Origin of the sequence: Leucobacter luti (assembly GCF_050310065.1) — a bacterium.
Classification (GTDB): domain Bacteria; phylum Actinomycetota; class Actinomycetes; order Actinomycetales; family Microbacteriaceae; genus Leucobacter; species Leucobacter luti_B.
The window spans coordinates 1491315-1504335 of sequence record NZ_CP190007.1 but is presented as its reverse complement, the minus strand read 5'-3'; the positions used below and the strand labels follow the sequence as shown (position 1 = coordinate 1504335).

Genomic DNA, 13021 nt, shown 5'->3' with positions numbered 1-13021 from the left:
TGCGCTGCGATGGAATGTGTCCCGCAACGCAGAAGCCAAGTGCAGCAGCCGCTAGGACACGAGCTGCGGCGAGTACCCCGAGACCAGCTCCGCAGGGACCGTATCGGGCACCCGAGTCGGAATCGGAAGCGAGAGCCCCTCGACGACCGCGAGACGCTCACTCACCTCTCCCATGATCACCGAGAGCGGCGTATCGAGTGCGTCGGCGACGGCGGCGAGAATCTCGCTCGACGCCTCCTTCTGCCCGCGCTCCACCTCACTGAGGTAGCCAAGCGCAACGCTCGCCTCCCCCGCGACCTGGCGAAGCGTACGGCCCTTCTGAAGCCGGAAGTCACGCAACACGTCGCCGATCTCTTGACGCATCAGCACCATGTGAGCCCTCCTTTACTTGCACGGTATGCCGTGCTTCCACCCTACCCGCAGGACCTTGGATTCGTCTTGCGAGCCCCGCGATCAGTTTCGATCGCCGTTACAGGGAGTAACTCAGAGACTACACGGCGTATTCCTGAAACTTGTCTGGACTTGAGTCGGGTTGACTCAGGTTTCAGTAATGTCTCAGCTTTTTCCCCGGTCGTGGACAGTTCCGCCCCCCGGTTCCCCGGCTTCGGGGGCCACACCAAGCCGCTCAGCCGCGAGCTCGATAGCCGCGGCGACCGCCGCCGCCCGGATTGCCGAGCGGTCGCCTGCGGCGTGCAGCTCGACGGACCTGGTCGTGTCGCCCACGCTCACTCCAATCCACACCGTCCCGGCCAGCTGACCGGACTGCGGATCCGGATCCGGGCCGGCAACCCCCGTCGTCGCGAGCCCGAGCTCGGCTTCGACGGGCGACCCGGCCGGCAACGGCCCCTCGGACGCGGCACCCGCCTCTCGCGGTGTCGCGCACGCCCGCCTCACGCCGAGGGCCATCTGCCGCGCGACCTCGGGATCGACCGGTCCACGCTGGGCGAGCAACCCGGGGTCGACCCCGAGCAGGCTGTGCTTGAGCGCCGTGTCGTAGGCCACGATCCCGCCCGAGAAGACGCGAGAAGCGCCGGGCACCTGCACGAGCGCGTCCGCGAGGAGACCGCCCGTGAGAGACTCCGCGACGGCGATCCGGATCCCGCGCGCGGCGGCCGCCTCGATCACCCGCGCGGTGAGACTCACTTCTGGGCCTTGCCCGCGCGCACGAAGGCGATGATGTAGTCGATGCCGCTCAGGATCGTGAGCGCGACCGCGATCGACATCGTGATGATATTGAGCCAGATCGCGACGGGGGCCGCGTCACCCATGACGCTCGCGAGCGGCAGCAGCGCGAGCGTGATCGCGACCGATTGGGCGACGGTCTTGAGCTTGCCCATCCACGCCGCTGCGACGACGACGTCGTGCGCGACGATGAGCCGGTGGACCGTGATCCCGACCTCGCGCACAAGCACGACGATCGTGACCCACCACGGCAGCTCAGCGAGGATCGAGAGCCCGACGAGCGCTGCGCCGGTGAGGAACTTGTCGGCGATCGGGTCGAGCAGCTTGCCGAGGTCGGTGATGAGCCCGCGCGAGCGGGCGATGTGCCCGTCCCACGCGTCCGTCGCGATCGCGAGGACGAAGAACACGGCCGAGGCCCAGCGGAGCGCGCCGTTCTCTCCCCCGTCCGCGAGCAGCATCCAGAGGAAGAACGGGGTCGCGATGATCCGGATCCCGGTGATGATGTTGGGGGCGTTCCAGTTGCTCGGCTTGCCCGCCGGCTGCGTCCCCGCGCTCGACTCAGTCACGACCCGTCAACTTCCATGCGTCCTCGTCGTCTTCACCCTCGACCTCTTCGAGGCCAGCCTGGTACTGCGCGATCGGATCGTCGTAGCGGGAATCGCCGTGGCCGTCCTCGCGGAGCGGCTCGATCACGTCGGTCGCCTGGTCCTCGGCGTCGTGGCCGGCAGCCGGCAACGGAGTCGTCGCCGGGGCGGCATCGACCACCGGTGCCGTTACAGGTGCAGGCGCCGGTGCAGGTGCAGGCGCCGGCGCCGGAGCCGCGGCCGCGGCCGCGGGAGCGCCGAACGCCGGAGCGGCCGGGCCGCCCTTGATCCTCGCGATCACCTCGGGGAGCTGCTCCGGGGTCACGAGCACGTCGCGCGCCTTCGACCCCTCGGAGGGCCCCACGATGTCGCGCGACTCCATGAGATCCATAAGCCTGCCCGCCTTCGCGAAGCCGACGCGGAGCTTCCGCTGCAGCATCGAGGTGGAGCCGAACTGCGAGGTCACGACGAGATCGATGGCCGCGAGCAGCACCTCGAGGTCGTCTCCGATGTCCTCGTCGATCTCCTTCTTCTCCGCGGCCTGCTGCACGTCGGCGCGGTACTCGGGCTGCGCCTGCGCCTTCACGTGCGCCACGACCTGCGCGATCTCGGCCTCTCCAACCCACGCGCCCTGCACGCGCATCGGCGTGGACTCGCCGTTCAGGAGCAGCAGGCCGTCGCCCTGGCCGATGAGCCGCTCAGCACCGACCTCGTCGAGGATGACCCGCGAGTCCGTTCCCGACGCCACAGCGAACGCGTAGCGGCTCGGCACGTTCGACTTGATGACGCCCGTGACGACGTTGACCGACGGCCGCTGCGTCGCGAGCACCAGGTGGATGCCTGCCGCGCGGGCGAGCTGCGTGATCCGCTGGATCGAGTCCTCGACGTCGCGCGGCGCGATCAGCATGAGGTCGGCGAGCTCGTCGACGACCACGAGGAGGTACGGGTACGGCTTCAGCACGCGCTGGCTGCCCGGGGGCAGGACGATGCTGCCGGAGCGCACGGCCTCGTTGAAGTCGTCGATGTGGCGGAAGCCGAAGCTCGCCAGATCGTCGTAGCGCATGTCCATCTCCTTCACGACCCACTGCAGCGCCTCCGCCGCCTTCTTGGGGTTCGTGATGATGGGGGTGATCAGGTGCGGAACGCCCTGGTACACCGTGAGCTCGACGCGCTTCGGGTCGACGAGCACCATGCGCACCTCCGCGGGCGTCGCCCGCATGAGGATGCTCGTGATCATCGAGTTGATGAAGCTCGACTTGCCGGAGCCCGTCGCGCCTGCGACGAGCAGGTGTGGCATCTTCGCGAGGTTCGCGACGACGAAGCCGCCCTTCACGTCCTTGCCGACGCCAATCGTCATCGGGTGGACGCTCCGCTGCGCCTTCGCCGAGCGCAGCACGTCGCCGAGCGCGACGTTCTCGCGATCCTTGTTCGGGATCTCGATGCCGATCGCGCTCTTGCCCGGAATCGGCGAGAGGATCCGCACCTCGTTCGACGCGACCGCGTAGGCCAGGTTCTTCGAGAGCGCCGTGACCTTCTCGACCTTCACGCCGGGGCCGAGCTCAACCTCGTACTGCGTGACCGTGGGCCCGCGCGAGAAGCCGGAGACGCGCGCGTCGACCTTGAACTCCTCGAACACCCGGGCGAGCGCGGCCATGATCTGGTCGTTCGCGTCGGTGTGGGCCTTCGGCGGGTCGCCGACAGTGAGCGCGCTCTGATCCGGCAGATGGTACTCGGCGCGCGCCGGATCGTGCGGCGGCGCGACGGCGAACGGCGCCGGCTCGGCCGCGGCAGCGGCGGCAGCAGCATCATCGGCGCCCGAGTCGCCCGCGAAGTCGTCCCAGGAGTCGTCGCCGAGCCCGGACGCGCGCGCCGGCGCGGCCTGCTGCACCGCGCTCTCCGCGCGATCGAGGTCGCTGAAGAGGTCGGAGGGGAACACGTCGGTCGGCTCCCCCGGGGCGAGTGCCGTCTCGAACGCGCCCTTGGCCGCGTCGGAAGCTGCCTCCTCCGCGCCGGATCCGGGCAGCGCCCCCTCGAGCGACGCCTGGTCCCCCGCGTACGCCGGATCCTCCTCGCGGCCCGATGAGTTGCGGCGCCACCAGGGAATCGAGTCCCCGTCGCCCTCCTGCTCCTCGAGATCGAACAGCGCGTCGTCCGAGGCCTTCTTGTCGCGCTTACGGCGCCCGGCAGGCTCCTCCTGCTGTGCCTCCTGCTCCCCCTCGACAACGCCGAACAGGAACGCGTAGGCCTCCTGCAGCCGCTTCACGATCCGCCCGGGGGGCGTCTTCGTGACGATCAGGATCGAGAAGGCGAGCAGGATCGAGAGAATCGGCGTGGCCACCCACACGGTGAGTGCGAGCAGCGGGGCCCCGACCATCCAGCCGAGCAGGCCGCCGGCCTCGGCGAGCGCGGGCATGCCGTCGCTCGGCTTCGGCGTGCCGCCGTACACGTGCGTGAGCCCGGAAATCGCGGTGATCGCGAGGAACAGGCCGACCGCGATCCGCCGGTTGTCGGTGACACTCGACGGATGATTGAAGAGCCAGAGCGCGAAGCCCGCCATGATGATCGGCAGGCCGAAGGCCACACGGCCGAAGATGCCGCCGAAGGTCCACGCGTCGAGCTGCACCGCGACCGGCTGGCCGATGAAGAACCACTCGACCACGACGCCGACAAGCGCGAGCAGTACGAGCAGCAGCGGGATCCCGTCGCGCCGGTCCTCCGGCGCGAGCGGCTCGACGCGGAAGGCGCGCGCGGCGCCGCCGACGGCGTGGGCGAGCCCGTTCCAGGCACGGACGACGACGCCCTCGCTCGGCTCGGGCTCCATGAGCACCTTTGTCTTCGCGCTCGTGCGCGTGCTCGTCGAGCGCGATCCCCTGGACTGGGATCCGCCCGATTTTTCGCGCGACGAAGCTTTACTGGCCATGTGAATACGGTACAGGCCCCCGCTGACACGGACGAGGATCCCAGGCGGCGCGCCAGGAAACGGTCGGGTGAAAACCCGGGATCAGCCGCGCCGAAGGCCCCGCACGATCTTCTTTGCGAGCGGGAGTCCCTCGGTCCAGATCTTGTATCCGGGGCCGGGGCGATCCCAGGTGCCCGAGAGCAGATTCTCGTGCGAGGCGAATCCCGTCTTGAAGGTCGTCACGCCGTCGTTGATGAGGCCGCCGAAGTCGTAGCGCGTGATCCCGAGCCGCTTCATCTCTCGGATCACGTGCCACTTCAGGGCGTAGTTCGCGCGAAGGCGCTGGCCCTCCTCGCTCATGCCGCCGTAGAGCTCGAAGGCCGTGCGATCCGACTTCGCCATGAAGAGGAAGGCGACGGGCTTGCCGTCGACGTAGCTCGCCCACACGGGCGAGTCGTCGCCGAGCATCGTGAACGCGTCGCGGTAGTACGAGTCCTCGTGGAGCCCGAAATCGGCGCGCTCGCTCGTGGCGTGATACACCTCGAGGCACTCGTCGAGCTGCTCGATCGTCTCGACCGGGCGGATCTCGAGCGACTCCTCGCGGCCGGACTTCCGCACGTACTGGCGGTGCTTCTTCGACATGTCCGCCATGAGCTCGTCCTCGGTCCTGGTGAGATCCAGAATGAGCGTGCGGGCGGGCAGCACGGTGGTCTTCGCCTCGCGCCACGGCGATCCGAGGGGGAACTCCCCCGCGTTCTCGTCCGGCTCGATCGACACGGCGACCGCGCGGCGGGATCCGTGCACGTAGTCCGCGATCGCGTCGGCCACCTCGGCGGGCGCGGGCCGCTGCGCGGGGCGCAGCGCGTCCTCCGGATCCCGCGCCAGCACTGGCCCGCGGGGCGCGTACACGAAGCCGCCGAGCGGGCCTGGCAGCGCGCGAGTGAGGAGCTGGGCCGCCCCCACGACCTCGCCGACCTCGTCCGTCACGAGCACGCGCTCGGCGCTCCACCGGTGCGCCGACTTGAGTTCGCCCCAGCCCCAGAGCTGCAGCGGGTGACCGCCAAGGCGCTTGACGGTCTCGTCCCAGCTGGTGCGGTCCGTGCAGGGTGTGACAGTGAGGGTCACGATCGGTTCCTTCCGAGTTTGCGGGAGACGAAGTTGGAGAGCTCGGCGAGCTCAGGCGAGCGGATCAGACGGAGCGTGACGAGGTACACCCCGGTGACGACGAGCGCGTCAATCGCTGCGAAGCCGATCGCCGCGAGGATCCCGTAGTCGGGGAAGATCACGCCGACGGCGAGCGAGAGGCCCCAGCCGATGACGAGCGCCGGAACCGCCGCGATCGTGAACTGCAGCAGGCTCGCGAGGATCCTGGCGCCGTCGATCGAGCCGACCTTCTTGCGCAGCATGAACACCGCGATGAGCGCCTGCACGATGATCGTGAGACTGAAGACGAGCCCGTAGCCCGGGCCCACCCACTCCTTCGGCAGCACGAGCAGGCACAGGGCGAGCACGACGAGCAGGCCGATCTGGATCGACGTGAAGATGAACGGCGACTTCGTGTCCGAGAGTGCGTAGAAGGCGCGCTGGACGACGAACAGGAAGCTGTAGGCCGCGAGCCCCAGCATGTAGCACTGCAGCACGAGCGTGAACTGGTAAACAAGGTGCGGATCCGCGTTGAGATTGAACACCGTGCTGATGAACGGCGAGGCCGAGAACACGGCGACCGCCGCGAGCACCATCACGAGCAGGATCTGCCGCGCGGAGGCCGAGAAATCGGCGCGGAAGTCGACCATGTTGCCGTTCTGTCCCGACTCGGCAAGTCGCGTGAAATAGGCGGTGCCGAGCGACACCGCGAGCACCGAGTGCGGCAGCATGAAGATCAGCCAGGCGTTCTGCATCGCGCTCGCCGAGGCGCCAGCACCCGAGGCCGTGTTCACGACGGCCTGCGTGATGAAGCCGCTCAGCTGCATGACCGTGATCGTCGCGAGGCTCCAGCCCGCGATCCGACCGGTTTGGCCGAGGCCCGTGCCGCGCCAGTGAAAATCGGGGCGGTACCGGATCCCGGCCTTGTGCCAGGAGATGAACAGCACGAGCGCCTGCGCGATGACGCCGAGGGTCGCGCTGCCCGCGAGCACGGCGATCGCCGTGGGATCCCAGTCCGACGGCGAGCGGGTGCCGTTGCGATCCGATCCGTACATCGCGACGAACACGATGATGCCCGCGATCGCGATCACGTTGTTGAGCACCGGCGCCCAGGTGAAAGGCCCGAACACGCTGCGCGCGTTCAACACCTCGCCGAGCACCGTGTACATGCCGTAGAACACGATCTGCGGCAGGCACCAGTAGGCGAACGCGACGGCGAGCGAGCGCTGCGCCTCACCCCACTCCGGGGTGAGGAGCCACATGATCCACGGCGCGAGCAGCATGACGACCGCCGTGCCGACGGCGAGCGTCGTGAGCACGAGGGTCAGGATCTTGTTGATGTAGGCGGCGCCGCCGTCGGGGTTCTTCGCAGCCTTCACGATCTGCGGCACGAGCACCGCGTTGATCATGCCGCCCGCGAGGATCATGTAGAGCGTGTTCGGCAGCAGATTGCCGTTCGCGAACGCGTCTGCCGACTTCGAGGCCACCATGCCGATGGCGTATACGAGGAGCATCGACTTTGCGAAGCCGAGGACGCGCGAAACCATGGTGCCCGATGCCATCACCGCGCTCGCGCGCATGAGTCCAGCGGCCATTAGTAGTAGGGATCCTTCCTGATCGCGAGCGACATCCGCCTCGCGATGCGGTCGCCGAGCTTGACCCAGAAACCATAGGCCCACGGCTTGAGAGGAAGGTCAAAGGCGCCCGCGTAGTCCGTGATGTCCGGGGCGAAGGAGCGCTTGAACTGGCCCACGCCAAAAAGCGGGTGCTCGCGGTCGTCGACGCGCGCCGCCGGCGGGGCGCCGCAGAGGTCGTGGGTGAGCGCGCCGCGCTCGTTCGCCCAGCGGATCACCTCCCACTGCAGCGCGTGCGAGGCGCCGTAGGCGGTCTTCGCGCGCACCGAGGCGCCGTCCTTGTAGGTCGTCTTCTCGCCGAGGCCCATCGCGAACGCGCCAGCGACGAGCTCACCGTCGCGGTGCGCGAAGAACAGCTGGCCAGCGCCCGCCCGCTCGAACTGCTGCCAGAACTCCCGGTAGTAGCGCTCGGAGCGCAGCACGAACCGCCCCTCGGCCGTCTCCTGCAGCAGCCGGTAGAGCGCCGCGCAGTTCTCGGTCGTCGCGGGAACCCGCGTGGCCACGATCCCGTCGCGCTTGGCGCGGTTGATCGAATTGCGCGCCTTCTTGCCGATCCGCTTGAACACCTCGTCCTCGGTACCCGAGACGTCGACCAGGATGGTCGACGGATTCGGGATCACCCTGACCGTGTCGCGGTACCCCGCCGCACGATAGGCGGCAGCCGTCTCGATCCCGGTCCTGGGCTCGATCTTCAGCAGGAACGCGCCGCGGGATCTCGCGAGCGCGGCGACGGCGGCGGCGACCTCGAGCACGTCGGCGGCGGACTCGCCGGCCGGGCCGGCGGGCGCGTGCCACCACTCGCCGACGAGCGGCACGCGCTTCGCGAGCACGCCGACGGCGACGGCGCTGCGGCCGGGCCGCTCGACGACGACGAAGCGCTCGAGGTAGCGGCCCTCCGCGCGCTTGAGCGCGAGGTACTCGGCGCCCTGCCAGACCTCTCCCCCGCCGGGGTTCGCCGCGATGAGCGCGTCCCAGCTGGCGCGCTCATCCGCGGTCGCGAGTCGGGCAGTCGCGCCGCCCGAAGCGGTGGACACGCCCTACACCAACACCACGACGGGCACGATCATCGCCTTGCGGCGGAGCTTCGTGCCGACCCAGCGGCCGATCGTGCGGCGCACGATCTGCTGGAGCTGGTGGTGATCCGTGACGCCATCGGCCATCGCATCCTCGAGCGCCTTCGCAATCTGCGGCTTGATCTTGTCGAAGACGTGCTCGTCCTCGGCGACGCCCTTCGCGTGGATGTCGGGGCCGGAAACGATGTTGCCGAGGGTCGTCTCGACGACCGTGATCACCGAGATGAAGCCCTCCTCGGCGAGCGTGCGGCGATCCCGCAGATCGTCGTCGGTCACGCGGCCGACGCTCTTGCCGTCGACGTAGATGAACTCGGTGTCGAGCTGGCCGACGATGCGAGCAACGCCGTCAGCGAGGTCGACGATCGTGCCGTTCTCCGCGATGACGGTGCGATTCTGCGGCACGCCCGTCTCAATCGCGAGGGCCGCGTTCGCGACGAGCATGCGGTACTCGCCGTGGATCGGCATCACGTTCTTCGGCTTGACGATGTTGTAGCAGTAGAGCAACTCGCCCGCGGCGGCGTGGCCCGAGACGTGCACCTTCGCGTTGCCCTTATGAACGACGTCGGCGCCGAGCTTGATCAGGCCGTCGATGATCCGGTACACCGAGGTCTCGTTGCCCGGGATCAGGCTCGAGGCGAGGATCACGGTGTCGCCCTCGCCGACCTCGACCTGGTGCTCGCGGTTGACCATGCGGCTGAGCACGGCCATCGGCTCGCCCTGCGAACCCGTCGACATGTAGACGATGCGGTGATCCGGGATGTCGCCGCTCTTCTTGAGATCGACGAGCACGCCCTCGGGGACGTCGAGGTAGCCGAGATCCGCCGCGATCTTCATGTTGCGGACCATGGAGCGGCCGAGCAGCACGACGCGGCGCCCGTTTGCGTGCGCGGCGTCGAGCACCTGCTGCACGCGGTGCACGTGGCTCGAGAAGCTCGCGACCACGACCTTGCCGCGGGTCTTCGCGATGACCTGCTCGATGACCGGGCCGATGTTCTTCTCCGCGGGGGTGAAGCCAGGCACGTCAGCGTTCGTCGAGTCCGTCATGAACAGGTCGACGCCCTCCTCGCCCAGGCGGGCGAAGGCGCGCAGATCCGTGATCCGGCGGTCGAGCGGCAGCTGATCCATCTTGAAGTCGCCCGTGCCGATCACGAGGCCGGCATCGGTCCGGATCGCGACCGCGAGCGCGTCGGGGATCGAGTGGTTCACCGCGATGAACTCGAGGTCGAACGGGCCGTACTGGACGCGCTCGCCCTCCCTCACCACGCGGGTGATCGGGCGGATCCGGTGCTCCTTGAGCTTCGCCTCGACGAACGCGAGGGTCAGCTTCGAGCCGACGAGCGGGATGTCCTCGCGCATCTTGAGCAGATACGGGACGCCGCCGATGTGGTCCTCGTGGCCGTGCGTGAGCACGACCGCGACGATGTCGCCGAGGCGATCCTGAATCTTCGTGATGTCGGGCAGGATGAGATCCACGCCCGGGTGCTGCACCTCCGGGAACAGCACGCCGCAGTCCACGATCAGCAGTTTGCCGTCGATCTCGTAGACGGTCATGTTGCGACCGACCTCGCCGAGACCGCCGAGCGGCGTCACGCGGAGAGTACCCGCTTCGAGTGCGGGCGGAGCGTATGAGGGGTTGGGCACGTAGCCTCCTGTTTGTTAGCGGGTGGTGCCTGCGATCTTGGGCAGGGCACCGCCGGCAGCCGCGTTGCGGTCCGGCCTGAAGTTCGAAAGGTCGACGCCCGGGACGTCCGTGACGAGCGCGAGCTCGTCCTCGATGAGGGCGGCCTCCCACTCCTCCGGTCCGACGAGCGGGAGACGCACGCGCGGGCTGCCGATGCGGCCCAGGCCGTGCAGGATGTACTTGGCCGCGACCGTGCCGGGCACGTGCGTCATGACGGCGCGCACGAGCGGCTCGAGGCGCTGATGCGCGTCGCGGGCCGTGTGCAGGTCGCCAGCGTTCACCGCGTCGATGATCGCGCGATACGGCGCTGCAGCGATGTTCGCGGTGACGCCGATGAGCCCCGTCGCGCCGATCGCGAGGTGCGGGAGCACGTTCGCGTCGTCGCCGGAGAAGTACATGAGATCCGTCTGGTTCAGCACGCGGCTGACCTCGCTGAAGTCGCCCTTGGCGTCTTTCACCGCGAGGATGTTCGGGTGCTTCGCGAGGCGCAGGATCGTCTCGTACTTGATCGGGACGCCCGTGCGGCCGGGGATGTCGTACAGGATGACCGGCAGATCGGTCGCGTCCGCGACCATGCGGAAGTGCGTGAGTAGGCCGGCCTGGGTGGGCTTGTTGTAGTACGGGGTGACGATCATGACGCCGTCAGCCCCGGCCTTCTCGCTGGCCTGGTAGAGCTCGATCGCGTGCGCGGTCTCGTTGGATCCGCCGCCCGTGATGATCTTGGCGCGGCCGCCCGAGACGGACTTTGCGACCTCGACGAGCTTGATCTTCTCGGGGTCCGTCAGCGTCGACGTCTCCCCCGTGGTCCCGGTGACGACGATGCCGTCGGCGCCGCTCTGGATGCAGTCGTCGATGTGCTTCTCGGTCGCGGGCCAATCGACCTCGCCGTCCGCCTGGAAGGGCGTGACGAGCGCGACGAGTACCTGACCGAACGGGTTTTCCTGGTTTGCCACCTCACTAGGCTACCGGACACCGCTGACAACGGCGGCCCCGGCGCCGCGTCGCGCGCCTCCCGCGCCCCCGCGGGCCCCTGAGTTGACGCAAAGTATGCCCTGGAACGCAGAATGCGTCACTTTCGGTCAGCTCAAGCCCGGGCGCGGGCGCGGCGGCAGCTGAGTTGACGCAAAGTGTGCCCTGGAGTGCAGAATGCGTCACTTTGGGTCAACTCAACCTCCGGGGCACGGGAGTGGGCACAGGAAGGGGCACGGATCTCGCCCTGCACCCCAGAGTTGACCCAAAGTATGCCCTGGAACGCAGAATGCGTCACTTTCGGTCAACTCAAGCCCGGCACGGCGCGAGGCGGACCCCTGAGTTGACGCAAAGTGTGCCCTGGAGTGCAGAAACCGTCACTTTGGGTCAACTCAACGACCGGCGCGAGCCGGCGCGAGCCGGGCGCCGGCAGTTAGGGCCGGCGGCGCCCGCTACCGCTCCCAGCGCTCGAAGCGGTAGCGGAGGCCGCTGGCGGCCAAAAGCTCAGTTCCCGGATCCGTGAGGCGCCACTCGGGGCCGATCTCGGGCGCGAAGGTGTCCGCGTCGGGGACGTCGAGCTCGATCTTCGTCACCACCAGGACCGAGGCGAGCGGCATGGCGGCGCGGTACAGCTGGCCTCCGCCCATCACCCACGCGGCGGGCGCGCCGGAACCGGCGGCGAGCGACAGGGCGCCATCGAGCGACACCGCCGTCTGCGCGCCATCGGCGGCGAAGCCGGCGTCGCGCGACACCACCACGTTCGTGCGCCCGGGCAGCGGCCGGAAGCGCTCCGGCAGCGACTCCCACGTGCGCCGCCCCATGATGACGGGCGCCCCGAGCGTCTCGCGCTTGAAGTGCGCGAGGTCCTCGGGCAGGTGCCACGGCATGTCGCCGTCGCGGCCGATCGCGCCGCCTCGGGCCTGCGCCCAGATCAGGCCGAGTTCCACGGGCTACACCGCCACCGGGGCCTTGATGCCCGGATGGTGCTGGTAGTCGAGGATCTCGAAGTCCGAGAGTTCGTAGTCGAAGAGCGAGTCGCGCTTCCGGATCGCGATCCGCGGGTACGGGAAGGGCTCGCGCGCGAGCTGGCGCTCCACCTGCTCCACGTGGTTGTCGTAGATGTGGCAGTCGCCGCCCGTCCACACGAACTCGCCGGGCTCGAGCCCCGTCTGCTGCGCGACCATGAGCGTGAGCAGGGCGTAAGAGGCGATGTTGAAGGGCACCCCGAGGAACATGTCGGCGGAGCGCTGGTAGAGCTGGCACGACAGCTTGCCGTCGGCGACGTAGAACTGGAAGAACGCGTGGCACGGCGCAAGCGCCATGTCGCCCAGGTCTGCGACGTTCCACGCCGACACGATGTGGCGCCGCGAGTCCGGGTTCGCGCGGATCTGCTCCACGACCTCCGCGATCTGGTCGATGTGCTCGCCCGCGGGCGTGGGCCAGGATCGCCACTGCACGCCGTAGACGGGACCCAGGTCGCCGTTCTCGTCGGCCCACTCGTCCCAGATCGTGACGTCGTGCTCCTTGAGGAACGCCGTGTTGCCCTCGCCGCGGAGGAACCACAGCAGCTCAATCGCGACCGACTTGAAGTGCACGCGCTTCGTCGTGATGAGCGGGAACGACTCCGCGAGGTCGAAGCGGATCTGCTTGCCGAACAGGCTGCGCGTGCCAGTGCCGGTGCGATCCGACTTCGGCGTGCCGTGCTCGTACACCTCTCGGAGCAGGTCTTCGTACGGGGTCTCGATCCGGTTCTCAGTCACGCAGAGCAGTCTACGCCGGCCCCCCGACAAAACGGCCGAAGGGGCGACCCGGCACGTGCCGAACCGCCCCTCCGGGAGCAAGGAAAAGAACCCGAA

General features: G+C 68.7%; 11 protein-coding genes. All 11 read right to left on the bottom strand.

Annotated features, from left to right (window positions below):
• Positions 1-51: 51 nt before the first annotated feature.
• Complete coding sequence (locus ACOPJ3_RS06900) at positions 52-372, bottom strand: helix-turn-helix domain-containing protein (RefSeq protein WP_427871095.1); 321 nt, start codon at positions 370-372, stop codon at positions 52-54.
• Positions 373-555: 183 nt separating this feature from the next.
• The gene (locus ACOPJ3_RS06895; RefSeq protein ID WP_427871094.1) at positions 556-1143 is read right to left on the bottom strand and encodes a CinA family protein; all 588 of its coding nucleotides are present in this window, start codon (positions 1141-1143) and stop codon (positions 556-558) included.
• Positions 1140-1748: a CDP-diacylglycerol--glycerol-3-phosphate 3-phosphatidyltransferase gene (gene pgsA / locus ACOPJ3_RS06890; RefSeq protein WP_427871093.1), complete on the bottom strand. Its 609-nt coding sequence runs from the start codon at positions 1746-1748 to the stop codon at positions 1140-1142. Before pgsA ends, ACOPJ3_RS06895 begins: the two co-directional genes overlap by 4 nt.
• Positions 1741-4686 (bottom strand): DNA translocase FtsK, encoded by a 2946-nt coding sequence (locus tag ACOPJ3_RS06885; protein ID WP_427871092.1) that lies wholly within the window; start codon positions 4684-4686, stop codon positions 1741-1743. Before ACOPJ3_RS06885 ends, pgsA begins: the two co-directional genes overlap by 8 nt.
• 81 nt (positions 4687-4767) lie before the next feature.
• A complete protein-coding gene (locus ACOPJ3_RS06880) occupies positions 4768-5790 on the bottom strand; it encodes a lipid II:glycine glycyltransferase FemX (RefSeq protein WP_427871091.1) in 1023 nt (340 codons plus the stop codon).
• Positions 5787-7403: a murein biosynthesis integral membrane protein MurJ gene (gene murJ, locus ACOPJ3_RS06875; RefSeq protein ID WP_427871090.1), complete on the bottom strand. Its 1617-nt coding sequence runs from the start codon at positions 7401-7403 to the stop codon at positions 5787-5789. Before murJ ends, ACOPJ3_RS06880 begins: the two co-directional genes overlap by 4 nt.
• Positions 7403-8476, bottom strand: a complete 1074-nt coding sequence (locus ACOPJ3_RS06870) for a lipid II:glycine glycyltransferase FemX (protein WP_427871089.1) — start codon at positions 8474-8476, stop codon at positions 7403-7405. The genes murJ and ACOPJ3_RS06870 overlap by 1 nt, the downstream gene beginning before the upstream one ends.
• A 3-nt stretch (positions 8477-8479) precedes the next feature.
• Complete coding sequence (locus ACOPJ3_RS06865) at positions 8480-10156, bottom strand: ribonuclease J (RefSeq protein WP_427871088.1); 1677 nt, start codon at positions 10154-10156, stop codon at positions 8480-8482.
• Positions 10157-10171: 15 nt separating this feature from the next.
• Positions 10172-11149, bottom strand: a complete 978-nt coding sequence (gene dapA / locus ACOPJ3_RS06860) for a 4-hydroxy-tetrahydrodipicolinate synthase (RefSeq protein ID WP_427871087.1) — start codon at positions 11147-11149, stop codon at positions 10172-10174.
• 468 nt (positions 11150-11617) lie between these two features.
• Positions 11618-12112, bottom strand: coding sequence for a dihydrofolate reductase (locus ACOPJ3_RS06855; RefSeq protein WP_427871086.1), 495 nt, complete (start codon positions 12110-12112; stop codon positions 11618-11620).
• 3 nt (positions 12113-12115) lie between these two features.
• On the bottom strand, positions 12116-12925 hold the full coding sequence (locus tag ACOPJ3_RS06850) for a thymidylate synthase (protein ID WP_427871085.1): 810 nt from the start codon (positions 12923-12925) through the stop codon (positions 12116-12118).
• Positions 12926-13021 lie beyond the last annotated feature (96 nt).